Raw genomic sequence first — 26209 nt, 5'->3', positions numbered from 1 at the left:
CGACAGCCGCTCACACCTATGTTCACCTCCTGGCCAGTTACTCACACCCGGGAACGAATCACTCTCCGTAATCGTTGCCGGAATATGAGGAGGCGTCGCAAGGCAGGCCAAGGGCACACGGGCCAGAAAGGCGCCGAAGGGCACACAGGCTAAAGGCGGGGCAAGGGCACGCACCGCCACTCCCCTGGTCTCGTCGATGGGGACTGGGGCGAATGTCGACTGGCCCCGCCTCAGTCGTCGGCCAGCCGGTCCGCGAGCGCGTCGAGTAGTGCGACGACGCCGGTCGGCCCGTCGACCACCAGGTCGGCGCGTTCGGCCAGTTCGGCGACCTCGTTGCTGCCGCTGCAGACCAGGACGCCGGTGAGACCGTCGGAGCGGAGCTTGTCGACGGCGGAGAAGGCGGCCAGGTCGCCGAGGTCGTCGCCCGCGTAGAGGACGGTCGTGGCGCCAGTCTCGCGGACCCAGTCGGCGAGCGCGACGCCCTTGTCCATGCCGGGCGGGCGCAGTTCCAGGACGAGGCGCCCCGGCTCGACGATCAGGCCGTGGCGTTCGGCGAGCGCGGAGAGCGGGGCGCGCAACTGCTCGAAGGCGCCCTGCGGGTCCTCGGCGCGGCGGGTGTGGACGGCGATCGCGCGGCCGCCCTTGCGCTCGATGGCGGTCTCGACCCAGGTGCCGTGCCAGACGCCGGAGGTGTCCAGGACGCCGGGGAGTTCGGCCTGTATGGCAGCGATGCCGGGGTGCGGCGGCGGGGCGTGCAGGGTGCCGGTGGCCGCTTCCCAGCGCTCGGCGCCGTAGTGGCCGAGGACGGTGAGGTGGTCCAGGCCGGGGGCATCAGCGAAGCCGCCGAGGCGGACCGCGACGGTGGCCGGGCGGCCGGTGATCACGGCGGCGGCGCGCAGCCGTGGCACCAGCCGGCCGAGGGCGACGGTGGCGCCGGGGTGGGCGCGGGCCTTTTCGGGGTCGGGGACGATGTCGGCGAGGGTGCCGTCGAAGTCGAGGGCGAGGACGGCGCGTTCGGGGTGTGCCAGCAGTGCGGCGAGGCCCTCGCGGCCGGCGACGGTGTGCGGGAGGGGGACGCTGCCGGGGGGCGGCGCGGAGCCGGTGGCCGATGTGGCGTTCGGCGGCGGGGAGTCGGGGGCCGGCTCGGGTTCGGGGTTCGGCGTCGGCGCGGCGTTCGGGGGGCTGCCCATGGCGACGACCCTACCGGCGGGGTATGGGCGCATGCCGGGTGTACGGGAGCATCCGGCCGGCGGGCCGTGCGTCCGGGGCGTCTCCGGACGGGTACGGGGGTGGAGTGTCTCCGGACGCGTACGGGGGTGGGCCGGCGTTGCTCGCCCGGTCGTGGACGGGTCGACGTTTGCCTGGCGCGCGGTCAATCGGTCAGTCCCGGCTGGTCGTCAGTCCTGGCGGGGCAATCGGTCAGTCCCGTGAGGCGGTCAGCGGCGGGCGGCCCCGTAGGGAGGTCAGCGGCGGGCGCGGCGGGTTTCGCGTATTCGGCGGAGGCGGTTGATGGTGACCGGGTCGTGGGCGAGTGCGCGGGGGTCGTCCAACAGGGCGTTGAGGAGCTGGTAGTAGCGGGTCGGGGAGATGCCGAGGCGCTCGCGGATGGTGCGTTCCTTGGCGCCGGGGCCCGGCCAGGAGCGGCGCTCGACGGCGAGCACCGCTTCGTCCCGCGAGGAGAGCGCGTCGGAACCCGCGGTGTCGTTGCCGTTCGTGTCTCCCGTCATCACGCTTCCACGATAAGCCCGGCCTCGGACATCGCCCGACGCCCCGTCCCGGCCTCCGTACGCCCGGTCCCGGGCGATACCCGACACGCCACTCCGGCCTCCGTGCCCACCGCTCCGGACAACGCCCGACAGCCCGCTCCGGGCCCCGTGCGCCCGCCCGGCCTAAGGCATCGGCCGACGCCCGGCCCCGACCCCAGCCCCGGTACGCCCGACCTCGACCCCAGTCCCGGTACGCCCGACCTCGGCCCCAGCCCCCTACGCACCATCACTGTGTCGCGTTGTCGGCCATGTCGGCGGTGTTCTGGATGTCGGTGAGGACGCCGTACGGGTTGCCCTTGGGGCCGACCGCGGCGCCCATCTTGGCCTTGAGGGTCTTGGAGACCAGGGGCCAGGACGTCTTGTTGGCGGGGTAGAACTCGGCGTTGCCGAGTTGCTTGAGGAAGCCGTGCAGCTTGGTGTACTTGTCGTCGGCGAGCATCGCCTCGGTGGCGGATGCGGTGACGGGCAGCAGGCCGTAGTCGCCGGAGAATTTCAGCACGTTCTTCTTGCTGTAGACGAAGTCCAGGAATTTGCCGGTCTCCGTGCGGTGGCCGCCGGCCTTGAACGCCATCATCCAGTCGGCGACGCCCATGGTGGCCTTGGCCTTGCCGTTGGTGCCGGGCAGTTCGACGGTGCCGTAGTCGATGCCCTTGGCCTCGGCCTGTTTCATCAGCGTGGGGTGGCCGTTGAGCATGCCGACCTCACCGTCGGCGAAGCCCTGGAAGGCGTCGGCACGGTTGAGTTTGGCGGGTTCGACGCCGGTCAGGCCCTTGGCGACGAGGTCCTTCTGGAGCCACTCGAAGGTTTTGACGTTCTCCGCGGAGTCGATCGTGTATTTGCCGATGCTGTCGGTGTAGCCGCCGCCACCGCTGAGCATCCACAGCAGCGTCTCGGCCTGGGTCTCCTCCGGGCCGAGCGGCACCGCGAAGGGGATCTTGACGCCGTGGCTCTTCAGCAGTTGGGCGTCGCGGGCGATGTCGTTCCAGGTCTGCGGCGGGTTGGTGATGCCGGCCTCGGCGAACAGCTTCTTGTTGTAGAAGAGGCGCCGGGTGCTGGCTCCGAAGGGCATGCCGTACTGGACGCGTTCGTATTCGCCGGCGTCGGCGAGGGAGGGCGTGAAGTCGGCCTCGACGGGTATGGAGAGCAGCTTGTCGGTGCTGTAGAGCTGGCCCTTGGCCGCGTAGTCGGCGTAGGCGCCGATCTGTGCGAGGTCGGGGGCCTTGCCGGCCTTGACCAGGTCCTCGACCTTCTTGTCGACGTCGGTCCAGCTGTAGACCTCGACGTCGACCTTGATGCCGGGGTTCTTCTTCTCGAAGGCGCGGGTCAGTTGGTCCCAGTAGTGCTGGGAGCTGTTGGACTGGCGGTCGCCGTAGTCCGCCGCGATGAGCTTGAGGGTGACATCGCCGCCGTCGCCCGAGGCGCCGCAGCCGGTAAGTGTCAGTGTCATGGCCGAGGCGATTCCCATCGCTGCCAGGCTCAGATACCGCCGCTGCACTTGCTGTCTACCGCCCTTTGTCCCGAATGTACGTGGTGCCGGGTATGCCCCGTGGTCTCGGGGGTCTCCCTCAACCGGCATGAGGAACAGCGAGTTTCCCCCGCGTTCACACATAAGGTCTACACCACACCATATTTCGCTTGCGCACCGCCCTAGCCACGCGAAGATCACAAAGCGGGGCGCGGGCCAGGTCGGGCGGGGTGGCATGGCGGTGCGGCGGGCGGGAGGGGCGGCCGGATCCGTGCGCCGGGGCGGTCCACGACGGGTATGACGACGGCGAGTGGACTAGACCTTTCATGGCGGAGCGCGCGAAACTGGTCCCGTGAGACATGTCATCGCCCTTGATGTGGGCGGCACCGGGATGAAAGCCGCCCTCGCGGGGGCGGACGGCAGCCTGCTGTACGAGGCGCGGCGCCCCACCGGTCGCGAGCGCGGCCCCGAGGCGGTCGTCGAGGCGATTCTCGGCTTCGCGGCGGAGCTCCGCGATCTGGGGAGGGAGCGGTTCGGTGGCGCCGCGGTGGCCGCCGGGGTCGCGGTCCCCGGCATCGTCGACGAGGCGTCAGGGACCGCCGTCTACGCCGCCAACCTCGGCTGGCGGGACGTGCCGATGCGGGCGCTGCTGTCCGAGCGGCTCGGCGGCGTCCCGGTGGCGCTCGGCCATGACGTCCGCACCGGTGGGCTGGCCGAGGGCCGGATCGGTGCCGGCAAGGACGCCGACCGTTTTCTCTTCGTGCCGCTGGGCACCGGCATCGCGGGCGCCATCGGCATCGGCGGCCGGATCGAGGGCGGCGCCCACGGCAGCGCGGGCGAGATCGGCCACATCGTCGTACGGCCCGGGGGGCGCGAGTGCGGCTGCGGCCAGCGCGGCTGTCTGGAGACGCTGGCCTCGGCCGCCGCGGTCGGCCGCGACTGGGCGGCGGCCTGCGGCGATCCGCGGGCGACCGCGGCGGACGCGGCCAAGGCCGTGGAGTCCGGTGACGCACGCGCCCGCGCCGTGTGGCAGAGCGCCGTGGACGCGCTCGCCGACGGCCTGGTGACCGGGCTGACCCTGCTCGATCCGCAGACGCTGATCATCGGCGGCGGGCTGGCCGAAGCGGGTGACACGCTGTTCGCGCCTCTGCGGGAGGCGGTCGGCCGGCGCGTTACGTTCCAGCGGCTCCCCTCGATCGTTCCGGCGGCTCTGGGGGACGCCGCCGGGTGCCTGGGCGCAGGACTGCTCGCCTGGGATCTTCTCTCCACGGAGGTATCCGCCTGATGGCACAGCAACAATCCGCGGGACGCCCCTCGGACCCCCGGCGCACGGTCCTGTCCGGCGCCCGAGTCGCCCGGCCGTCGGGGGTCGTCGACAACGGCCGGATCACGGTCGAGGGCACCCGTATCGCGGAGGTCCGCAGCCGTGGCAGCGATCGCGGCGGGCACAACAGGCGGCGCGGTGACCGGCATCCGGAGGGGGAGGCGGCGGTCATCGACCTGACGGGGCATCTGATCGTGCCCGGTTTCGTCGACATGCATGTGCACGGTGGGGGCGGCGGCTCCTTCTCGTCCGCGGATCCGGAGGAGTGCCTGACGGTCGTCGACACCCATCGCCGGCACGGCACCACCTCCATGCTCGCCTCCACGGTCACCGGTGATCTGGACGATCTCGCCCGGCAGGCGGGTGTGCTCGCCGAGCTGGTGGAGGACGGGGAGCTGGCCGGTATCCACTTCGAGGGGCCGTTCATCTCCCCGCACCGCTGTGGTGCGCACCAGCCGGAGCTGCTGCGCGACCCGGATCCGGTCGAGGTCGGCAGGCTTGTCGACGCCGCGCGCGGTGCGGCCCGGATGATGACCGTCGCGCCGGAGCTGCCGGGTGGTCTGCGGTCCGTGCGGCTGCTCGCCGAGGCCGGTGTGATCGCGGCCGTCGGACACACCGACTCCTCCTACGACGCGACCCGCGAGGCCATCGAGGCGGGCGCCACCGTCGCCACCCATCTCTTCAATGCGATGCCCACGCTGGGGCATCGTGCGCCGGGCCCGGTCGCGGCGCTCCTGGAGGACGAGCGGGTGACCGTGGAACTGATCAACGACGGCACGCATCTGCACGCCGCGGTCCTGCAGATGGCGTTCCGCGCCGCGGGGTCGGGGCGCGTCGCGTTCATCACGGACGCGATGGGGGCGGCGGGTATGACGGACGGGATGTATCCGCTGGGCCCGATGCGGGTCGAGGTGCGGGACGGCGTCGCGCGGATCAGCGACGGGCCGACGGCGGGCTCCATCGCCGGCTCCACGCTCACCCTGGATCGGGCTTTCCAACGTGCCGTCACCGTGGACGGTCTGACGGTCGATGAGACGGTCAGGGCGCTGTCCGCCAATCCGGCCCGGCTGCTGGGCATCGACGACCGGACCGGCTCGCTGGAGCCGGGCAAGGACGCCGACCTGGTGATTCTGGACTCCGCCTACGAGCTGGCGGGGGTGCTGCGGCGGGGCGAGTGGGTGGTGCCGCCGACGGGGGCCTGATGCGTCGGTGGCGGGTGCCCGGGTGCGTCCTCCCGGGCGCGCGGTGGCCGTCTTCCAGGTGAACGCGGACCGGACGGTGGGTGGCGGGGGTCTGGGCCTACCACCGTCCGGATGGCATGATCGCTCGCGCACTTGTCCATACGCGGCCGCCGGTGCGGCCGTCCTACCCGTCGGACCGGCGGCTGCCCGGCGCGGGAGGGGGAATCATGATCCTCACGGTCACGCTGAACGCCGCCCTGGACATCACCTATCGCGTGCCCCGGCTCCGTCCGCACAGCACGCACCGGGTCACCGAGGTCACCGAGCGCCCCGGCGGCAAGGGCCTGAACGTCGCCCGTGTGCTGGCCGCGCTCGGCCACCGGACGGTCGCGACCGGCTTCGCGGGCGGTGGCACCGGTGAGGCGCTGCGTGCGCTGCTCACCCAGGAGTCCGACGTCACCGACGCGCTGGTGCCGGTCGGCGGCGCCACCCGCCGTACCGTCGCCGTCGTCGACGAGCACTCCGGTGACACCACGCAGCTCAACGAGCCGGGTCCGACCGTTTCGCCCGCGGAGTGGGACAGCTTCCTCGGTACGTACCGCGAACTGCTGGGTGATGCACGGGCGGTGGCGCTGTGCGGCAGTCTGCCGCCGGGTGTGCCGGTCGATGTGTATGCGCGTCTCACCCGGGCGGCGCGCGGGGCCGGTGTGCCGGTCCTCCTGGACACCAGCGGTGAACCGCTGCGCCGGGGGCTGGCCGCGCGTCCCGATCTGGCGAAGCCGAACGCGGATGAGCTCGCCGCTCTGACGGGCAGTACGGAGCCGCTGCGGGCCGCCCGCGACACCCGGCGACGGGGCGCGCACGCGGTGGCCGCCTCCCTGGGGGCGGAGGGCATGCTCGCGGTGACCGCCGAGGGTGTCTGGCAGGCCGCGCCGCCGCGGCGTATCGCCGGCAATCCGACGGGCGCCGGCGACTCGGCCGTGGCGGGGCTGCTGTCCGGGCTGGTGGAGGGGCTGCCGTGGCCGGCCCGGCTGAGCCGCGCGGTGGCGCTGTCGGCGGCGACCGTGCGGGCCCCGGCGGCGGGCGAGTTCGATGTGAAGACGTACGACGAGCTGTTGCCGCGTGTCGTGGTGACGGATCACCCGTCGGCGGCGTGAGGGCCGCCGCCGAACGGAACCTGACGGCGTGTCACTTGTCCGCCGGCGGCTGCTCGTCCCCTGTGTTCGTCTCCGCCGGGTGGGTTACTTGTTCGCCAGCCAGACCTTGTCGAGGTTCACTTCGCACTGGTTGCCGGCCCCGCAGGACAGGGTGACGGTGTTGGTGCCCTTGTTGAGCTGCACGTAGGACCAGGTCTTGGTCCAGCCCTTGTCCCAGGCGCCCTCGTCGGCGTGCGCGAAGTTCTCCATGTTGATCGGCCGGGGGTCGGGCTTGCCGTTCACGCTCATGGTGAGATTGGCGTCCTTGCCGGGTACGCCGTAGCCGACCCAGAGCTTGTACTGGCCGGCCTTGTCGACGTCCAGCGTCCAAGTGGCCGATGCGCCGGGGGTGTTCATGCCGGCGACGTAGGCACCGGTGTTGGTGCGGGCGCCGGGGACGTCCTTGGCGGTGATCGCCCCGCCCTCCAGTCGCATGCTGAGCGCATCGCCCTTGGGGAGCTCGCCGGGGGCCGGCTTGGCGGACGGTTCCTTGCTGGGCGCCACCGAGTCGCCTGCGGTCGGGCCGGGCTTCCCCGCGTTCTCCTTGTTGGCGTTGTTGCCGTTGGTCAGCATCGCCACGCCGATGCCTATGCAGACCACGGCGACGACCGCGACGGCGCCGATCAGCAGTCCGTTGCGGCGGCGGGGCTCGGGGGCGTCGGCGTAGCCCTGGGCGGGCCGGGGTCGGTCGTTGCCGCCGGGCAGCGTCTCCGGCGCGGCGTAGTGGGCGTTCTGCTGCCCGTACGTCTGCTGCGGGGCCTGCTGGGTGCCGTACTGCCGCTGGCCGACGGCGCGCACCTGGTTGTAGGAGGTGCGGGGGACGCCCGGCTGCCGCGTCGGCGCGCCGTCGCCCGCCGAGCCCGGTGCGCCGCCCTCGCCGCCTTCCGAGCGGTAGAGGTAGGCGAACGGGTCGTCGTTCTCCGGCGTGTCCGCGCCGTTGTTGCCGGCCGTCATTCCGTGTCACTCCCAAGCGATCTGTACGCGTCAGGACGCGTTCGTACGTGTCAGTACGTGTTCGCACGTCGCTGCGCGAACTGTCTCTTTCGGGCCCCCGGCGGCAGCGCGCCGCATCGGCGCAGCCTACCGCTTCCGGGCCTTGCCACGCCGAGCCGGAACGGCCACAAGATCGCTACAGGACGGTGAACGGCGGGTGTGCCGCGACAGAACGCGGCAGATGCGGCGAGTGTGAGATACGCGGCATTTTTCCGGGGCGTGGACCGCGGCGGATTCCGGGGCCGCGGCGCATTCGGGCCGCGCTCAGCCCGCGGCCCGCCGGTTGGCCTTCGAGCGGGACCGTTTCTCGACGTACATCCGCTGGTCGGCCGAGGCGAGCACCTCTTCGGCGGACATCCCGCAGCTCGCCCAGCCGATGCCGAAGCTGGCGCCGACCCGGACCGCGCGGCCGTCGACCCTGATCGGCGGGATGATCGCGTTCCGTAGCCGGACGGCGAGGTCCTGGGCGTCGGCGGTGCCGAGGCCGTCGGCGAGCACCACGAACTCGTCGCCGCCGAGCCGGGCGACGGTGTCGCCGTCGCGGACGCCGCTGGTCAGCCGGCGGGCGACCTCGATCAGCACCGCGTCGCCGGTGTGGTGCCCGAAGCGGTCGTTGATCGATTTGAAGCCGTCGAGGTCGCAGAAGAGGACCGCGAGCCCCTTGGAGCCGTCGTCCGCCGGCCCGTCCTCGGGCGCGATGGTGTGGACGTGGTGGTCGAACGGGACGCCGCCGTCGGAACCGTCGACCGCGCCGAACGGCTCGGTGCCGTCTGGGCGGAAGCTGTCCGGGTCGGCGTGGCCGGCGGAGGAGGCGAAGGCGTCGGCGGCGGAGCCGGGAGGGCGGGCGCACAGCCGGGCGCCGAGGCGGGCCCGCAGCTCGGCGCTGTTGGGCAGGCCGGTCAGCGAGTCATGGCTGGCGCGGTGCGCGAGCTGCAGCTCATGGCGCTTGCGCTCCTCGATGTCCTCGACGTGGGTGAGCAGGTAGCGGGGGCCGTCGGCGGTGTCGGCGACGACGGAGTTGCGGAGCGAGACCCAGACGTAGGTGTTGTCCCGGCGGGCCAGCCGCAGCTCGGCGCGGCCGCCCTCGGCGGAGGTGCGCAGCAGTGTGCCGATGTCCTCGGGGTGGACGAGGTCGGAGAAGGAGTAGCGGCGCATGGCGGAGGCCGGGCGGCCCAGCAGGCGGCACAGCGCGTCATTGGTGCGCAGCAGCCGGCCGTGCTGGTCGCCGCCCATTTCGGCGACGGCCATCCCGCTCGGCGCGTATTCGAACGCCTGCCGGAAGCTTTCCTCACTGGCGCGCAGGGCCTGCTGCTCGCGTTCCAGCCGGACCAGGGCGCGCTGCATGTTCGCCCGCAGCCGGGCGTTGCTGATCGCGATGGCGGACTGGAAGGCGTACATCTGGAGCGCTTCCTGGCCCCAGGCGCCGGGGCGCCGGCCGTTGCGCGGCCGGTCGACGGAGATCACCCCGAGCAGTTCGCCGCCGCCGTTGGCCTGCGAGTACATGGGCGCCAGGAGGCGGTCCATGGGGTGCCACTCGTCGGGGAAGCGGGGCGCGGGCCCGGCCGTGTGCCACTGCGGGACGTCGTCGTCGTCCAGCACCCAGCCCTCGGTGTACGGGATGAAGCGCAGCTCGCCCCATCGCTCGCCCATCGACAGCCTGCGGTCCCAGGACGCCCGGGAGCCGACCCGCCCGGCCATCAGCGCCTCGGCGCCCGCGCTGCCGGCGACCGCGGCGACGACGAGGTCACCGTCCGGCCGGACGAGATTGACCGCGGACAGCTCGAAGCCGAGCCCGGCGATCACTCCGTCCGCGACCGTCTGCAGGGTGTCCGCGAGGCTGCGTGCGGTATTCAGCTCGGCGACCACTTGGTGCAGCTGCCGCAGGGTCGCAAGACGGACGTATGGCTCCGACTCGGTCTCCATCGCTCGCTCTCCCTGAGACCTCGACAGCAACTCCAGAATTCTTCGTCGTCCGATTCCACGCTCACTGAATCACAGTGAGCTGTTCACTCGGTACACAGGGTCAACAATTACCGCGTGCTGTGACTCAAGTCACAGTCCGTGAGGGTGTATTGATGATCTCGAAAGGGGTGCCCGCGGGAACGTCCGTACACTTCCTGAACGCAAATTTTGGCACCCGGGCCCTCCGTCGTCAGACCTAGGCCGCGAGTCGTCCCAGGGTCCGATGCGCGCCGGACCGAGCAAAAGTTAGCGTTCGTGGCGTGTTCACGAAAACCCCCGCCGCAGACCCGGCCGGCGACACCACGCCCACCGCCACAACCGCCGTCTCTCCTGGATCCGTGCCGGGCGGGGCGACGATCCCCCATTCTGAGGGGGTGAGTGAGGAAGAATTCCGTGCCGCCCTGTCCCGTCTCGCCGCCGGCGTGGTGCTGATCACCGCCCATGACCCGGAGGACGGGCCGAGTGGCGAGGACGTCGGCATGACCGCCACGGCGTTCCTGTCGGTGTCGCTCGACCCGCCGCTGGTGATGGTGAGCGTTCGCAACGACTCGCGCATGGACGACCTGCTGGCGGACCAGCCCCTCTGGGCGGTCTCGGTACTGTCGGAGAAGCAGCGCCAGATTGCCGGGCGTTTCGCGATGAAAGGCCGCATCAGCGACCGACTGCTCTTCGAGGGCATTCCTCATGTACGGGGCGAAGCGGCCGGGGCGCCGCTCATCGGCGGCGCGCTCGCGACGCTGGAGTGCCGGACCGAGCAGCGGATGGTGGCCGGCGACCACACTCTCGTCATCGGGCGGGTGCTGACGTCGTCGATCCCGGACGAGGACAGCGGGCCGCTGACGTACTTCCGGGGGAAGTACCGACAGCTGGGGTGACGTACCGGCAGTTGGGTGACGCACCGGCGGTTGGGGAGCTTTCGGCGCCGGCTGCGCTTTCGGGGCCGGCTGTGCTTTCGGGAGGGGCGGGGCTTTCGGGACGGGCGGGGCTCAGGTCCAGTCGCGGCCCGAGCGGCCGCGCTTCGTCTCGCCGCGCTGCTTCTTCTCCCGCAGCCGCCGCTCGTTGATGCCCCGTGGGATCCGCGACTTACGGCGCGGCTTGGGCGGCGGGGCGGTGGCCTGCGCGAGCAACGTGGCCATCCGGACGGCCGCGGTCTCGCGGTTGCGCCACTGGGAGCGGTGCTCGGAGGCCCGTACGGACAGCACACCGTCGACCAGCCGGCCCGCCAGCCGCTCCAGGGCGCGCTCCTTCCACACGGGAGGCAGCGCCTGCGTTCCGCCGAGGTCGAATCGCAACTCGACCTGGCTGTCGCTGGTGTTGACGTGCTGGCCGCCCGGACCGGAGGACCGCGAGAAACGCCATACGAGCTCGGCCTCTGGAAGAGCGACCGAACCGCGGATGACATAGGGCCCGGACATGTGTCCCATGATCCCGCGTCCGCGGCGGTTCCGTCACCCGCTTTTCGCAGGGTGATACGGACCGGTGACATCAGGGTTTCGTGGCGTCGGGGCGGCCTGGCATCAGGATCCGGCAAAGAAAGTAAAGCCCGATGGAACCTGGTGGTCCCCTGATGACGTTGTGGTGGGTGACGGTAGCGTCATCAGCAACGCGGAGCCCGAGGCTTCGACGAGTCGACAAGGAAAGGGACTTCCCATGGCTGTAAGCCTGTCCAAGGGCGGCAACGTCTCGCTCACCAAGGAGGCACCGGGCCTGACCGCCGTCACGGTCGGCCTCGGCTGGGACGTCCGCACCACCACCGGCACGGACTTCGACCTCGACGCGAGCGCCATCGCGGTCAACCCGAGCGGCAAGGTCTACTCGGACCAGCACTTCGTCTTCTTCAACAACAAGGCCACGCCGGACCAGTCCATCGTGCACACCGGTGACAACGTCACCGGCCAGGGCGAGGGCGACGACGAGCAGATCAACGTCAACCTGGCGGGCCTGCCGGCCGACGTGGAGAAGATCGTCTTCCCGGTCTCGATCTACGACGCCGAGAACCGCAGCCAGAACTTCGGCCAGGTGCGCAACGCCTTCATCCGCATCATCAACCAGGCCGGCGGCGCCGAGATCGCGCGCTACGACCTCAGCGAGGACGCGGCGACCGAGACCGCCATGGTCTTCGGCGAGCTGTACCGCAACGGTGCGGAGTGGAAGTTCCGCGCGGTGGGCCAGGGCTACGCGTCCGGCCTGGTCGGTATCGCGCAGGACTTCGGCGTGAACGTCTGAGGCGTGACGACTTCGGCGTGACCGCCTGAGGCGGGTGCGCCTGAGGCGGGTGCGCCTGAGGCGGGTGCGCCTGAGTACGGCGGAGGGTCGGCTCCCCTGGGGGCCGGCCCTCGGCCGTTTCCGGGGGCGGTTCTCGGGGTCTCCGGGGCTTCCGGGGCAGGCCGCTCCCGGGGCCCAGCGATCGGCTTCCCGCAAGTGCCTCAGAGCCCGTCGATGTCCACCGCGTCGGCCATCGCGCGGTAGCCGGCGTCGTTCGGGTGCAGATGGTCGCCGATGTCGTACGCCGCCGCCAGCCGGTCCCGGTCGGCGGGGTCGGCGAGCGCCCGGTCCAGGTCCAGCACCCCGTCGAACTCGTCGGAGGTCCGGATCCAGTCGTTGAGCGCATCGCGCTTGTTCTCGCCGCGCTCGTTGTAATACTGCGCGCCCTTGAACGGCGTCAGCGTCGCACCGATCACCTTCAGGCCCTTCGCATGCGCCTGACGTACCAACTCACGCTGTGCAGCGATCAGTTCCTCCACCGTGCGGCTCGGCGTCGGACCGCCCGTCACGCCCTGCCACTCGCTCATGCCGATGTCGTTGATGCCCTCCAGCAGGATGACGGTGCCCACGTTCGGTTCGTTCAGTACGTCCCTGCGGAAGCGGGTCAGGGCCTTCTCGCCGGCCCACTCCGAGTTGTTGGTGAGCTGGTTGCCGGTGATCCCGTGGTTGACGACGCTGCGCGACCGCCCGGCGGCGGCGAACCGCTCGGCCAGCTCGTCCGGGTAGCGGTTGTCGGCGTCGACCCTGGAGCCGAAACCGTCGGTGATGGAGTCCCCGAAGGCCACTACTCCATCGCGGTGCCGAGCGCGGCCGCCGGCCACCTCGACGCCCGAGAGGTAGTACCAGGAGCGCGAGGTGCTGGTGAAGGCCTTGGCCCCGACATCGGAGCGGTGGTCGCCGTCCGCGCGATAGCTCGTGGCCGAGGCCAACCCGTGGAACGTGGCCGGGCCGGTCGGCTCGTCCAGATACAGCGTGACGGTCAGCGACTCCAGGGCGCGGACCTTCAGCGCCACCGCGTCGCTGCGCAGCTCGCCCCCCGCGGGGACGGTCGCCGACCGCCGGTGCCCGAAGGTCAGCCGCCGCACCGAGCCGGCCTGCACCGAAGCACCGTGGTCGGTGCGGGCGATGGTCGCCCCGGCCACCTTGAGCGGCGTAGTGCCGTAGCGGTTGGACAGCTCGATACGGGCCTGCGAGCCGCCGGTGCTGACGCGCACCACCTGCCGGATGGTCTGGCGCGCGAAGCCGACCCGGGACCAGTTGTTGCGGAAGACGTTGTTCGGCGCCTGCGGCGACGCGGCCCAACCGCCCCGCCACCGGGCCTTGCGGTGATGGTGGCCCTGGCTCCGACCGTGGCTGTGGGCCTTGCCGTGGCGATGGGCCGTGCCATGGCGGTGACTGTGGCCCTGACCCTCCCCGTAGTCCCCGTAGTCCCCGTAGCCGCCGAATTCGGGGTCGAAGTCGCCGTAATCGCCGTAGTCGCCGAATTCGTAGTCGCCGTAGCCGTAATCGTCGTCGCCGTAGTAGTCGTAGTCGTCGTCGCCGAATTCGTAGTCGCCGTAGCCGTAGTCGTAGTCGTCGGCATTCTGCTGCCGGCCGGCGCCGTGACCCCTGTCGCCTCGTCCGTCCGCGCCCGCAGCGCGCGCCGTCGCCCGCTGCGGGCCGAGACCGCCCGGCACGTCCGGCAGCACCGGCAGAGCGGCCAGCGCAACCGCCCCGAGGGCGGCGACCGCCGATCGCCTCACCAAAGAACCAGACATGATCATTCCCCCACCTTGTCGTCGGGCAAGGGAGTTCCGCCACCGGTCCCTAGGCCGACTGCCGACCCCGGGCCGGCCGGTGCCGGCGCTCCCCCGGCCGCACCGGCGTGACACCATCAAGACGTGATCGACCTCGGCTATTCGCTCTCCCGCCGGTTTCCGGACCCTCCCCAGATGGACTACCGGACGGCGGACGTACGCACCCTGCGGCACGACCTCTTCTGCGGCGACGTCTATATCGCCGACACCAAGGCGGACCGCGAGCTGTCCACCGACTGGGGCTGGGTGCCGGTGCTCGACTTCGCCTGGGCGCTGTGCGACATCGTCGAGCAGCTCGACAGCGACCCGCGCGGCAGCCGCTCCGCCCGCCCCATTCACGCCGAGCTGGACTTCACCGAATCCAGCGACCGGATGCTCTTCGAGCGCCGCTTCGGGTGGGTGGACGTCGAGGCCGACTGGATGCCGGCCGAGGAACCCCCGCTCACCTTCAACCACTCCGCGCTGCGCCGCGAGGCCCGCGACTTTCTGCACGACCTGATCGCCGACCTCACCGACATGCACGAAGGTCTCGGCGACAACCCGGCCATCTGGGACCTCCAGGCCCGCTTCCCGCGCGTCTGACCACGCCCACGACACCCGGAGGACTGAGCCCCAGCACGGGCACCGCCGGGCGGCGCCACCGAGCCGCGAGGCATACGCCACAGAGGCCGAGGGGTGAGCGCGACGGGCGCGAGGGGGAACACCACGGGGCCCAGGGGCGTGCGCCACGGAGCCGAGGGGCGAGCGCCACGGGCTCCCCGCCGCTCCCCCTCACTCCACCCGTACGCCTATCTGCGCCGCGAACGCCGGGGCCAGATCGAGCAGTTGGGACGCGCTGATCACCGCGCCCGACAACCGGTCGATCCCCCGCGCGATATCCACCGCGGCCGCCCCGCGCAGATCGACGTCCTTCATCCGCGCCCCGGTGAGATCCAGCCGCGCGAGGGTGCAGTCGTCGAACGTCACCCGTTCCAGCTCCGCACCCGAGAAATCGGCCTCGACCAGCACGCACCCCTCGAAGGCGACATCCCGCAGCTTCGCCTGACGCAGATTCGGAAAGTCGATCTTCCCGCCGCGCACCACCACCCGCTCCAGCACCGCGCCGTGCATCTGTGTCCCGCCGAGCCGGGCATCGGACACCTCCACATCGCGCAGTGACGCCTGCGACAGATCCGTCCCGACACCGCGCACACCGCTCAGCACGCTGTCGATGATCCGCGCCCGGCTCAGCACCGTCTCGTCCAGCGCGCAGCGCCGCACCGCACAGTCCATGAAGCGCGCGCCGCGCCCCTGCTGCCCCGCCCAGTCGGCGTCCGCGAACTCCAGCCCGTCGTAATCCCCCTCGGGCTCCAACTCCCCGCCGTCATACGGCGCCAGCTCCGGCAACCGCACCTCCGGCCGCCGCACCGCCCGCACCGTCTCCCTGCCGCGCCCTGCCACGCGATCACCGCCTTCGCCCCGATCGTGCCCCGCCGCAGGCCCGGTCCGCGCCTGCACACCCCATCGTGAACCACCCCACTGACAACGCCCCCTCAGATGCCTCCTGACCTGCGCAAACATCCTCTCCGCCGACCACATGTCACATCCCGCGCCACCCCATCCGTCCAAGCCCACGAACACACAGCCGCGAACACACAAGCACGCACCCACGGCACGAATGCACACCACGAGCACCCGGCTACGAACACACGGCCACGCACACACGACGCAGCGGAGGACACACCCCATGCCCCAGCAGCTCACCGTCATCGGAGGCGGCTTCGCCGGCCTGACCGCCGCCATCTCGGCGGCCGAGGCCGGCGCCGCCGTCACCCTCCACGAAGCGCACCGTTCCCTCGGCGGCCGCGCCCGCACCGCCGACGCTCCCTACCGCACCAACGAAGGCCCGCACGCCCTCTACAGCCGAGGCCCGCACTGGACCTGGCTCAAGCAGCGCGGCCTGCTCGAGCCGCTCGCCGCGCTGCCGCTCCGGGGCGCCGCCGGCCTGCGCTTCTTCCACCACGGCGGTCTGCGCCGACTGCCCCCGCTCGGCATCCTGAAGCTGCGCAGCCGCAAGCACGCCCCCGTTGACCAGGACTTTCTCACCTGGGCGAGCGCCCAGGCCGGCGAACCGGCAGCGCGTGCCGCCGCCAACTACGTGGGCGTCGCCACCTTCCACCACGACCCGGGCCTGCTCTCCGCCGCCTTCGTCCAGGAACGCCTGCGCCGCACCACGGCCCTCCCGCCCGAGGCCCACTACATCCGCGGCGGCTGGAGCGCGCTGATCGGGCGGATGGCGGCGCACGCCCGTGGCCTGGGCGTACGCATCGAGACCGGCTCCCGCGTCGACGCGGTTCCGGAGGACCACCCGGTGATCGTCGCCACCCACCTGGACGCGGCCCGCACCCTCCTCAAGGACGAAGGCCTCACCTGGAGCAGCGCGCGCACGACCCTCCTGGACATCGCCGTACGGACCCGGCGCGGCGACCCGTTCGCGCTCTCCGGGCTGGACTTCTCCGGCTGGGTCGAACGTTTCACCTGCCAGGATCCGGGCCTCGCGCCGCACGGCGAACAGCTCCTCCAGTGCCAGATCGGCATCGCCCCTGGAGAGCGGCGTGCCGACGGCGTCGCCCGCGCCGAACGGCTCCTGGACGCCGGCTTCCCGGGCTGGCGCGAGCGCACCACCTGGCGCCGCGAGGCGCTGGCCACCGGCCGTACGGGAGCGCTGGATCTGCCGGGCACCACCTGGCGCGACCGCCCGGCCGTGGACCGCGGATACGGCGTCTATCTGGCGGGCGACCAGGTCGCGGCGCCCGGGGTGCTGAGCGAGGTGTCGTTCACCAGCGCCCTCGAAGCGGTCTCGCTGGCCCTGGGCACCACCGCCGCACACCGCCTCCGCACACCGGCTCCGGAACGGCGCTGACCTCCGTGCCGCCGTCCGCCGACCTCCCCCTCCCCCTCCCCTACCCCACCACCGCCATCTCCCGAGCCGTCTCGTTCAGCCGTCGCCCGCCCGTCGCCGTGCACGTCACGATGTCCTCGATCCGCACCCCGAAGCGCCCCGGCAGATAGATCCCCGGTTCGATCGAGAAGCACATCCCCGGGACCAGCGGCAGATGCTCGCCCTCCACCATGTACGGCGGCTCATGCGTGGTCACCCCGATGCCGTGCCCCGTGCGGTGGATGAAGTACTCCCCGTACCCCGCGGCCTTGATGACCTTCCTGGCCACCCGGTCGATGTCCTGGCAGGCGACGCCGGGCCGTACCGCCTCGAACGCCGCCTGCTGCGCCTCCCGCACGATGTCGTGCACCTTGCGCTCCTCGGCGCCCGGCTCCCCGACATGCACGGTCCGTGTCGTATCCGACCCGTACCCGTCCTTCAGACCACCGAAGTCGAGGACGACCATGTCACCGTCCTGGATGACCCGCTCGCCCGCCTCATGGTGCGGATTGGCGCCGTTGGGGCCCGACCCCACGACCGTGAAGTCCACCTGGCTGTGCCCGTGTTCGATCAGCAGCCGGGCGAGATCCGCCGCCACATCGCACTCCCGGCGTCCGGCGAAGGGCACGCCCAGGATCTCCTCGTACGTGGCGTCAGCGGCCGCCCCGGCCGCCGCCAGCCGCGCCACCTCATGCGCGTCCTTGACTGCGCGCAGCATCGGCAGCATCTCCGTCAGCGCGCCGTACGTGCTCTCCGGGAGCGAGCGCTGCAGCCCCAGCAGGTGCATCGCCCAGGTCGAGTCCGACACCCCGAAACGCCCCCGCGGCTCCAGCCACTTGGCGGCCTCCCCGTACGGGTCGCCGCCATCGCTCCACCCGGACACGTCCACCGCCCCGGCCCCGGCGGACCGCTCCGCGTCGGGCCGCTCCAGCTCCGGCACCAGCAGCCGCGGCCGGCTCCCCGGCGTGATCACCAGCGCGGTCAGCCGTTCGGTGACGGCCGGCGGCCGGTATCCGCACAGCCACGTCAGATCCGGCCCCGGCGTCACGATCAGCCCGGCCAGCCCGACCTCGGCGGCCGACTGTCCGGCCCGCTCCATGCGTCGCTCATAGTCATCGCGCGTCATCGAAGTCACCATGCCGGCGAATCTACGCCGCGAACCCGCAAAACCCGGGCGACCCGTTCCGCAACCGGCCAAGGGCGTCTTCGGCGCTCACCCGGGCCGAGGCCTGCACGGCCTGGGCGTCGGTCCCCGTGTCCGTGGTTCTTCGTGGCGGTCCGGCGAGGGCCGCCGACCAGTTGGCCGGGCAGCAGACGCCGCCGAACTCGGGAGGCCGAGAAGTATCCGCGCTGCTCCCTACGGCGGGGAAGGCCCATGGGTGTACTCGGAGCGGTCGGTCTCCTCGACCCGGCAAACACGCCGGGACACCATTCCGGGTGCCACCCGGTCGGAGCATCCGACCGGGGTGCGCAACTGCCGCCCCTCGGGCCGGGCCCGCGCCGGGGGACGGGGCGACGCCGGCGCTGGAGGGAACGACTGCGCCGCAAGATCAACCGGCCTGTCGGGCCAACAAGGATTCCGGGATGCTCGACAAGATCGCCGGCTCTTTCGGGCCGCGATACATCAAGTGGAGATCTTCGCGAGCGCGAGTGCACAGCACGAAGAAGCGCAGACGTGCGCCGACGCTCGTCGGGTCCTCCGTATAGGTGTCCAGGTCCGGGACGAATACGCTGTCGAACTCGAGGCCCTTCATGCTGGCCGTGCTCACGATCCGGATGGATTTTCCGGAGAAGTCCATGTCCTTTCGATACTCGTCATCGTGCACATAGGCCTGGGTGTACTTGGCGAGACCGTGGCGCGTGAGCCTGCTCTGAATATCCCGGAGCAGAAGGGTCGATCTGCAGATGATCCCGATACTCCGCTCCGGCTGTGCGATGAAATATTGATGAATGCCGGTGAGAAGGTGCCCGAGGGAAGGAATTCTCAGGACACAGGGCATCCGACCGGATGGCGCGGGCAGATGATCCTCGCCATAGTCGTTCTTATGGAACTCGGAGGCCAGCATGGAAATCTCGCGGCTGTTCCGATGATTCTCGCGCAGTACGAGCGGATCGGAACGCACGGAGAGCGCTCGGCACATTTCGGACAAGGTGCTCTGATCGTCGCCGATTCGCTGCTCTTCGTCGGCGAAAACCGTGACGCCGATGTCGAGGATGCGGCACAAATCGTAGAATCCGGCGGGAAGATCCTGCCCCTCATCGATCACCAGATGCGCCGTGGACCTGACCTGATTCAGGACGCAGTCCCGCTGCATCTCGAACCAGTCGTAGCTCCAACCACCCTCGTCGGTCTGCGGGGGTGTGGTTTGGAATCGCGCCCTCCAAAATGCCCTGACCCATCGATGGAAGGTGGTGACGGTGAGGGTCTCGGTGAGGTCGGGGGCCGCCTGAGCGAGGTACTGACGCAGCAGGTTGGAACGTGCCAAGAGGGTGACTTCGCGACCTGCGGTTGCCAGCGCCCAGGCGCGATAGACCGCCATCGCGCTCTTTCCCGCACCGGGTGCTCCGGTGACCACGTGGCATCCGTGGAACGGGAGATCGACGACCGCCTGCTGCTCGGTTTCGAGGGTGAGAAGGGAAGGAAACCTCACGGCAGATCAACGGCCTCCGCCGACTCGTCCAGTGCGGCTTGGACGACGTCCCGGAAGAATCCCGGGACCTCGTCGTCACCGATCAACAAGGTCCTGTCCAAAAGGGAGTTGTCGATCTCGCAGCACGTCTCGGGAAGCAGTGTGCAGGCATGACAGGCGGCCCGGTTGAGGTTGGCCAGGGACCTGCCGGTCGAATCCGCGCAGAGCGGGTCCTGGGAGCACCATTGCGCCGACTCGAGCAAACGGACCAGGGTCTCGACGAGATTCGGCGGCCGGCCCTGACGGACGAGGCCTCCCAGCGTTCCCTCCGCGTCCCCTGCGGCGGTGTATATGAAAACCCCTGCCTGTGGTGGGAGTTCACTGCCCGGGGCATGACTTCGGGCATAGACACGTTCGCGCAGCGATGCCGCGTTGTAACCGCTGTCGTAGGAGAGCTGGCGGATGAAGTGATGGGCCAGGGTGTGCAGCATCACGAATCGCGGGAGGAGCTTCGGACCGGACTTGTCCCTGAGGCGGTCGGCCTTGAAGGAATGGTTTAGATTGCGCTCGATCCGTCCGGTCCAGGCACGCACCGACGGAAGTGCCTCCCATGTGCTCAGTCGTTGCTCGTCCACGGAGATGAAGATTCCTTCACCGTAGGTGTCGACGGCGGGCAGCCACTTGGCCCGGGACTGGGTGTTGACCGACACCACACGGCCGCCTGTGCCCTGGTCGCCGTCGCCGGCATTAGGCTCGTAGCGCGAGAATCCTTCGAGCGCGCGGACTTCGCGTACGCGGTCGGCCACGACGATTCCGGAGATCCGTGCGTCCAGTTCCTGCATGGATCCTGGGTCGTGATGCTGCACTCCGAGGTGGGTGCGGCGGACGGAGAAGGTCTGGGATCCGGCGACGGACTCCGGCGCGGAGAAGGCTGCCCATTCGGCGATGCTGAGATCGTCGTCCGGGTCCTCCGCCGACGGCATCGAGGCAGCCTCTTCCGCATGGCGCCGCCGCAGAGTCTCGACGAATTCCTCCGGAACGTCGCAGTCCCGTGCTATGTACTCCATGAAGACAGCAGAGGCAGGTCCGTTCACAGAGCTCTTGAAGTCGGGCCAAAAACGGTGGTTGTAGACCTCCTGGGCCATTTCGTCTTCCTCGGAAACCCCTTCGGGCGCGGGAATGTCGAGGGCCGAATGTGTGATCGGGAAGTACACGTTGGAAGCACCGCGCTGCACAGCTTGCGGTGTCTCCTCACAGGGGTCCGGCTCATCACTCACGGGTTGCCAGGGGTGGCTTCCCGTACATTTCAGGCCGACCTGCTTGAGCACGTTCTTCTGGCTTATCCCCGCCAGATTCCGTCCGGCGCGACAGGCCACGCAGACGACTCGCAGGGCTTCCAGACCGGAAGATTGGGGAGTTGCGACAAATCGAAGTCTGTAGACCCGGCACTGACGTTCGTCGTGCCCTTCGCCCCTGGAGTGGGCCCACCGCCGCCAGTCGATGTCGGCCATGTGGCCGTCCCGGCACACCTGAATGAAACGCATGGGGGCCAACTGCGGCTTCCCGGAGCAACTACCGCATACCGCCTGCTTCCCCCATTGCTCGAGATCCTGTCGCCAGAGCACCATCTTCCTGCACTGAGGGCAGAACAACCATTTGGGGAACCGCACGTACGTGGGCCCGATACGGGACGCATATGCGGCCTTGCCGGAGGGGATGACGGGGGCCGAGCGGAAGCCCTGCACGCCCAATTTCGATGCCAGCCGCGGGGATTCGACCCGTTCACCGTTCACCGCCCAACTGCGAATGTCGGCGGCGACGAACGATTCGCCTCGAATGTCGATGATTCCGCCGACTCCGAACGGCACGATGGTCTGCGCTCTGCGAACCTTGCGACGAATATCCTTCATTTTCCAGCTCCCCTCACGACGATGAGGCACTCGCGGTCGACATTGCGCATCGACTGCGGGGTTTGCCAGATGCCGCCCTGCTTGCCGAAGTCGGTGAGAAGCGATGTGTGCAAGCGCCCCTGCGGTTGGTAATAGAGGCGGCTGCCCTCGCCCCGCGCGATCTCGGCCTCCTGCTCCCAGGTCGCGATCAACGAGTCGAGCTTCTCGGCTGCGACATCGGCCTCCGTCGGGTCGGCTCGCCGTACGTGATCCACGATGAGGTCCCGGATCCGTGCGACGTCGTCCGAATGATCGAGGATGTCGCCCGCCCGGTTCTCGGCATTCAGACCGATTCCGTGACGTACGAGAATGGCGAGCACCGCATGCAGGGCGCGATTGCGGGAGGGCATGGACCACGGCGTGACGCTGGTGGGCTCGACATGACGGTAGAGCGAGCGGTGGTAGACGCCGAAGGACTCGTAGTGCGACCGGTCGCGTGGCTTGGTCGAGCGGAAGAGCGTGACGATCAACCCGGGCACATGACGACGGCCGACGCGGCTGGTGGCCTGGATGTATTCCGATGTCGTCTTGGGCTGCCCGTTCATGAGCATGAGACCGAGGCGGGGAACGTCGACTCCGACCGAGAGCATGTTCGTCGTGGCGAGGAAGGAGATGCTGCCGCGTTCCTTGAAATGCTTGCCCAGACGTTCGAGAAGCCGTGGTTGGGCTGCGCGGGGGATGTTGCTGGTGAGCTCGACCACCGAGTCGTCGTTGAGCGTGCGGCGTCGCGTCGCGTCGTTCGTCAGGTGCTCGAGTCGCGCGGGGATGTCGTCCCGGGCGATGGTGACGGTGCGGCCGAGTTCTCGCAGACTGTTGTGATAGGCGACCGCGGTCCAGTACGCGTCCCGAAGGGTGTCGTCGTCGCAGATCTCCTTCGGGGCCTGCAGTGCGGCCGCCCCCACATGGACGGTCGAGGTCGACGCAGTGTGTCCCTGAGCCATGACTCCGACATACAGACGCCCGGGTTTCTCCTCGTCCGGTGAGGCGAAGTACGAGTGGCCGGCCTTCATGCCGGCCGGGGGAAAGAGTTGGGCCGGGCGCCCGTAGAGGCTGCGGACCTGGTCCTGCGAACGCCGGATGGTCGCCGTGGAGGCGATGACCTTCGGCATGGTCCCGTCCCACGCGCACAGTTCGAGGATGGCCGATTCGTACAGACCTACCGTTGTTCCCAAGGGCCCGGCCAGGAGATGCAGCTCGTCCTGGATCACCAGAGAGGGTTTGCGTATGCCCTTCCGACCGAAAAGGTTTCCCGCCTTCGGTTCCCATGCAAGTCGCGCGAACTTGTCCACGGTGCCGAGTACGAAGGTCGGCGGTTCCTCGTAGATCTGCTCGTCCACCACCGAGACGGGAAGCCGCTCATGGAAAACGCAGGTGCCGCGCGGACAGAAGAACGAGGTGGTCACCCCGTCCGCCCTGATACCGAAGTCCTTGTCCTGCCCGTGCCGTTCCGGGACGATCTCGGTGCCGCACCACGGGCAGCGCTCCAGCAGGAAGCGGTCGTCGGGCTCGTTCATCTGCTTCAGAATGCCGAGTGCTTCCTGAGCAGCGGCGATCTTGTTCGGGGTGGTGTCCTTGCCCACCCAGAGACCGATGGATACGGGCTCCTCTCCCAGGTCGTGGGACAGCGGGCCGTCATGTCCCGCGCGGATGTACTCGAGAGCGCAGATGGCCGTTGCCGTGCGCTGGAACTGCTGAGTGGTGAGCAGGCTCAGCGTGTACCGGCTCAGGACGGCGGTGCCTCCCCCCGCCGCACCGAACCGCAGACGGCGCCAGACGATCTCGAAGCAGGCGGTCAGGAGGTAGGCCTCCGTCTTGCCGCCGCCGGTGGGGAACCAGATGAGGTCGACCGTTCTGCGGTCTTCGTGCTCGGGGTTCATCAGACCTTCGACGACCAGCAGGAAGTAGGCCAGTTGGAACGGGTGCCAGGCGTAGTCGCTGCCGGGCTCGGTCAGCTCGAGGACCTCGCCGTCCCTGCGTCGACGGCTGCCCGCCAGCTCCGGCCGGCTGTGCAGCATCTGGAGCGCCATGGCCCGGTTGGCAAGTCGAAACGCCTCGCGCGCCTGGGCCCCTGCTCGGGTCGATGCGGTGAGCGCCTCCACGCCCGACTCCATACGGCCCAGCGCGGTCTCGATGCGCCCGACGATGCGTGCGGCGGGTACCGCGGCCCATCCTTGCAGGGACCCTGCTTTCGACTGTTGGGCGTCGAACCATTTGCGGTAGCCGTGAACGAAGGAGTGCAGCTCGGCTCGGAGGTCTTCCACGGCGAGCCCGCACCGGGACAGGTACGCGAGGTTGAGCACCGGCAGGTCCTTCGGTCCGTCCGGTTTGATGTGCTCGACCACCTGCTGGGGCATGACCTGCGCCCGTACGGTGGTGACCTCGGCGGAGTCCTCGTCCCACTCGACGGCGCATCCGTGCCCAACGGCCCTCGTCACGATGTGCCGGTATTGGACGCGGAGCTCCTGCTCCTCCTCGTCGCGGCTGTTGAGACGGGTGCTCGGGTACTCGAGGATCTTCGTTCCGTCGAGTGTCGTGGCCTTCAGATCGGCTTGGAAGAGCATCAGATCCCGATCCTTGTGGGAGCTCTCCTCCTCGTCATGCGCATTGGCGAGCACGCAGGTGACGAGATACCCGACGCCGTGGGGACGCCAACGGACATGCAGGCGCCCGTGTCCGTCCAGAACAGGAACCGAGGTCGCCCCTCCCACTTCGACGGTCTCCGTGGTGGACAGCCGAGGCTGCCGTTGCCAGCTGCGCCGCCCGCCTTCACGGGACGTTTCGTAGCGTGATGCCGCGCACGTCACCTCGATACGCCGGGCATTGGTGAAGAAGGAGAAGCCGAGAGACGAAGGAAGCCATGCATTCGCCTCGGCCACGGGGTCATCGGCAAAGCCGTCCTCTTCCCCGGTGCCGCTGGCCGTCTCGTTGTAATCCTGTTGGCCGTCGTCCTGCGAGTGCTCGGTCAGGGAGGCCCCGCGTGGATACAGGGTGCCCATGAGATAGCGCCGGTCAGGTGGGTCGGCGAGGGTCTCGTCCTCGGCCACGGCGGGTCCGACCAACTGCCGACGGAGATACGTCACAAAGTCGTCGCGATGCTCGGAGAGTCGGGATTCGAGGTCGTTCATCCGAGACGTCCCTCCCGCTTCAGTACGGCGACACCGAGATCTTTGAGTACCTGGTGGGTGCCCGGACGGCAGGCCACCCAGAGCTGGGCGCGAGCCCTCGTCCATGCGACGTAGATGGCGTCCAGCCGGCCCTCGAGATGGTCGGGTTCGAGGTCGATGAGGCAGACGATGTTGTTCTCGTGACCCTTGAAGTCGGCGACGGAGGACCACGTGAGCCGGTGCCTGGTGCGACCCGATCCGACCACGTCCGCGAACCGCTCGATCCTGGAGGATCGCTGTGAGAGACGGGCCGAACTCGTCTCCCAGTCCCCGGACGCGGACAGCAGGGTGATGTCTCTCGGGGAGACGTCTTCCTGCACGAGTTCGTTCACGAACGCATCGAGGGCGGCGGCCTCCTCCTGAGCGTCGCGCACTTCGGTGAACCGAACCGGTTCGCCCTCGCCGGCGGAGGCCGTGCCCAGATCCGCGCCCGTGTAGAAGTGGACCTGCTTGACTATCTGCACGGTGTTGCGGCAGTTCCGCTTCATGGGGCCGTAGACGGAACCGAGCGGGCGCAGGTATTCCCAGGCGTCCGGGTCGTAGGCCTCGGGAGCCAGTACCTGGTTGTTCTGATCGAGCATGAAGATCCATCGACCTTCGGCAAGGCCGCCGTCGACCAGTTCCTCCAGAGTGCCGAGGCCCGCAAAGGTCATCAGGTCCTGCGCCTCGTCCACGATCAGCTGGCCGAACGTACGTCCTCGAACCTCGTCGAGACGGTCGAACGGCAGGACGGTGATCGTCTCATCGGCGAGGATGCCGGCCATGTGGGCCGCCAAGGTGACACTGGCGCAGGTGAACAGGACCGTGCCATTGGCGGACTTGCGGCGGGCTGCCTCGGCGGCGAGAAATGTCTTCCCCGTGCCGGCCCCGCCGGTCCATATCAGGCGCGGGTTCGACTCCAACTCGTCGAGTCTGTCGAGCTGTTCACCGGTGAGGCGCTCGAAGGCGACATCGAGGTGCGTCAATCGGGACTGCAGATTGGGAACGAGGTCGAAATCCGGTCGGACGACTTCGAGCATCCTCTTGCGAAGGGAGGCAGGAACCGGGGTGCGGGCCCAACCGTTCTGTGGAAGCCAGAAACGGACAGCTCGCTCCATGCCCTGCGCCAGACCACGTCCGCCGGCGTAGACATCCCGGCCGAGGTACTGCTGGGGCTCGAACTGGGTCATGCGGGGGATGTTGACGTCCGGGGTGATCACCAGATATCCGCTCGGTACGCCGTGGGTCCTCAAGTTGCCGACCAGTGCACCGAGTTCGCGTTCGAACTCGTGCATGCCCCCGTTGGCCTGCTCCCAGGGGCTCTCCTTGGGCCCCTTCTCGCGGCCGACCGGACCGTAGAACCACTTTCCGTCCTTGTGGTGCACCCGGCCGCCCTTCACCTCGATGAAGAGCAGGAGGTCGGGCATGATGACAATGAAGTCGATCTCGCCGAGCCGCTTCTTGTGATGCTTGGGAAGGTGGACCGTGTGCAGCGCGACGCTCTGGTCGTCCGGGATCGCCTTGAGTGCCGCGAACACGCTGCGCTCGGCCTGGCTCCTGGTGCTGCTCGAGATCTCGCTCGGGATGATCCGCATCAACTCTCCCCATGGTCACGCCAA

20 protein-coding genes are annotated in these 26209 nt (G+C 69.6%); 7 read left to right on the top strand and 13 right to left on the bottom strand.

What is annotated here, in order from left to right:
• Positions 1–230: 230 nt before the first annotated feature.
• From otsB to FCH28_RS16925, 3 genes are all read right to left on the bottom strand, one after another.
• Positions 231–1190, bottom strand: coding sequence for a trehalose-phosphatase (gene otsB / locus FCH28_RS16935; RefSeq protein ID WP_169314184.1), 960 nt, complete (start codon positions 1188–1190; stop codon positions 231–233).
• A 273-nt stretch (positions 1191–1463) separates the two neighbouring features.
• Complete coding sequence (locus tag FCH28_RS16930) at positions 1464–1727, bottom strand: DUF3263 domain-containing protein (protein WP_136740876.1); 264 nt, start codon at positions 1725–1727, stop codon at positions 1464–1466.
• A gap of 265 nt (positions 1728–1992) precedes the next feature.
• Positions 1993–3261 (bottom strand): extracellular solute-binding protein, encoded by a 1269-nt coding sequence (locus FCH28_RS16925; protein ID WP_136740875.1) that lies wholly within the window; start codon positions 3259–3261, stop codon positions 1993–1995.
• Between the two features lie 322 nt (positions 3262–3583).
• Between FCH28_RS16925 and FCH28_RS16920 the strand changes: the two genes are divergently transcribed.
• The 3 genes from FCH28_RS16920 to FCH28_RS16910 all read left to right on the top strand — a co-directional run bounded on the left by FCH28_RS16920 (position 3584) and on the right by FCH28_RS16910 (position 6893).
• Positions 3584–4516 (top strand): ROK family protein, encoded by a 933-nt coding sequence (locus FCH28_RS16920; RefSeq protein ID WP_136740874.1) that lies wholly within the window; start codon positions 3584–3586, stop codon positions 4514–4516.
• Complete coding sequence (gene nagA / locus FCH28_RS16915; RefSeq protein ID WP_136740873.1) at positions 4516–5757, top strand: N-acetylglucosamine-6-phosphate deacetylase; 1242 nt, start codon at positions 4516–4518, stop codon at positions 5755–5757. The genes FCH28_RS16920 and nagA overlap by 1 nt, the downstream gene beginning before the upstream one ends.
• 206 nt (positions 5758–5963) lie before the next feature.
• Positions 5964–6893: a 1-phosphofructokinase family hexose kinase gene (locus FCH28_RS16910; protein WP_136740872.1), complete on the top strand. Its 930-nt coding sequence runs from the start codon at positions 5964–5966 to the stop codon at positions 6891–6893.
• A gap of 84 nt (positions 6894–6977) precedes the next feature.
• On the opposite strand, the gene FCH28_RS16905 is transcribed toward FCH28_RS16910, so the two are convergent.
• A complete protein-coding gene (locus FCH28_RS16905) occupies positions 6978–7886 on the bottom strand; it encodes a carbohydrate-binding protein (RefSeq protein ID WP_136740871.1) in 909 nt (302 codons plus the stop codon).
• 303 nt (positions 7887–8189) lie between these two features.
• Positions 8190–9848: a diguanylate cyclase CdgB gene (gene cdgB, locus FCH28_RS16900; RefSeq protein ID WP_136740870.1), complete on the bottom strand. Its 1659-nt coding sequence runs from the start codon at positions 9846–9848 to the stop codon at positions 8190–8192.
• A 299-nt stretch (positions 9849–10147) separates the two neighbouring features.
• Between cdgB and FCH28_RS16895 the strand changes: the two genes are divergently transcribed.
• On the top strand, positions 10148–10762 hold the full coding sequence (locus tag FCH28_RS16895; RefSeq protein WP_136740869.1) for a flavin reductase family protein: 615 nt from the start codon (positions 10148–10150) through the stop codon (positions 10760–10762).
• Between the two features lie 111 nt (positions 10763–10873).
• Here the strand turns inward: FCH28_RS16895 and arfB are convergent, their stop codons facing one another.
• Positions 10874–11302, bottom strand: a complete 429-nt coding sequence (arfB, locus tag FCH28_RS16890; RefSeq protein WP_136740868.1) for an alternative ribosome rescue aminoacyl-tRNA hydrolase ArfB — start codon at positions 11300–11302, stop codon at positions 10874–10876.
• A 235-nt stretch (positions 11303–11537) separates the two neighbouring features.
• Here arfB and FCH28_RS16885 point away from each other — a divergent pair, with 235 nt between their 5' ends.
• Complete coding sequence (locus FCH28_RS16885; RefSeq protein ID WP_136740867.1) at positions 11538–12113, top strand: TerD family protein; 576 nt, start codon at positions 11538–11540, stop codon at positions 12111–12113.
• 200 nt (positions 12114–12313) lie between these two features.
• On the opposite strand, the gene FCH28_RS16880 is transcribed toward FCH28_RS16885, so the two are convergent.
• Positions 12314–13909 (bottom strand): SGNH/GDSL hydrolase family protein, encoded by a 1596-nt coding sequence (locus tag FCH28_RS16880; protein WP_187363851.1) that lies wholly within the window; start codon positions 13907–13909, stop codon positions 12314–12316.
• Positions 13910–14032: 123 nt separating this feature from the next.
• Here FCH28_RS16880 and FCH28_RS16870 point away from each other — a divergent pair, with 123 nt between their 5' ends.
• A complete protein-coding gene (locus FCH28_RS16870) occupies positions 14033–14530 on the top strand; it encodes a hypothetical protein (protein WP_136740866.1) in 498 nt (165 codons plus the stop codon).
• Between the two features lie 189 nt (positions 14531–14719).
• On the opposite strand, the gene FCH28_RS16865 is transcribed toward FCH28_RS16870, so the two are convergent.
• Positions 14720–15364, bottom strand: coding sequence for a pentapeptide repeat-containing protein (locus tag FCH28_RS16865; protein ID WP_136741131.1), 645 nt, complete (start codon positions 15362–15364; stop codon positions 14720–14722).
• 310 nt (positions 15365–15674) lie between these two features.
• Here FCH28_RS16865 and FCH28_RS16860 point away from each other — a divergent pair, with 310 nt between their 5' ends.
• Positions 15675–16850, top strand: a complete 1176-nt coding sequence (locus FCH28_RS16860; RefSeq protein WP_136740865.1) for an NAD(P)-binding protein — start codon at positions 15675–15677, stop codon at positions 16848–16850.
• Positions 16851–16890: 40 nt separating this feature from the next.
• Here the strand turns inward: FCH28_RS16860 and FCH28_RS16855 are convergent, their stop codons facing one another.
• The 5 genes from FCH28_RS16855 to FCH28_RS16835 form a co-directional block, all read right to left on the bottom strand.
• Positions 16891–17994 (bottom strand): aminopeptidase P family protein, encoded by a 1104-nt coding sequence (locus FCH28_RS16855; protein WP_136741130.1) that lies wholly within the window; start codon positions 17992–17994, stop codon positions 16891–16893.
• 424 nt (positions 17995–18418) lie between these two features.
• Positions 18419–19519, bottom strand: a complete 1101-nt coding sequence (locus FCH28_RS16850) for an AAA family ATPase (protein ID WP_136740864.1) — start codon at positions 19517–19519, stop codon at positions 18419–18421.
• Positions 19516–21408 (bottom strand): DUF1998 domain-containing protein, encoded by a 1893-nt coding sequence (gene drmB / locus FCH28_RS16845; RefSeq protein WP_136740863.1) that lies wholly within the window; start codon positions 21406–21408, stop codon positions 19516–19518. Before drmB ends, FCH28_RS16850 begins: the two co-directional genes overlap by 4 nt.
• Complete coding sequence (locus FCH28_RS16840) at positions 21405–24572, bottom strand: helicase-related protein (protein ID WP_136740862.1); 3168 nt, start codon at positions 24570–24572, stop codon at positions 21405–21407. Before FCH28_RS16840 ends, drmB begins: the two co-directional genes overlap by 4 nt.
• Complete coding sequence (locus FCH28_RS16835) at positions 24569–26185, bottom strand: NERD domain-containing protein (protein WP_136740861.1); 1617 nt, start codon at positions 26183–26185, stop codon at positions 24569–24571. The genes FCH28_RS16840 and FCH28_RS16835 overlap by 4 nt, the downstream gene beginning before the upstream one ends.
• Positions 26186–26209: the final 24 nt, after the last annotated feature.

Origin of the sequence: Streptomyces piniterrae (assembly GCF_005048155.1) — a bacterium.
Classification (GTDB): Bacteria; Actinomycetota; Actinomycetes; order Streptomycetales; family Streptomycetaceae; genus Streptomyces; species Streptomyces piniterrae.
This window is presented reverse-complemented; position numbering and strand designations above follow the sequence as displayed.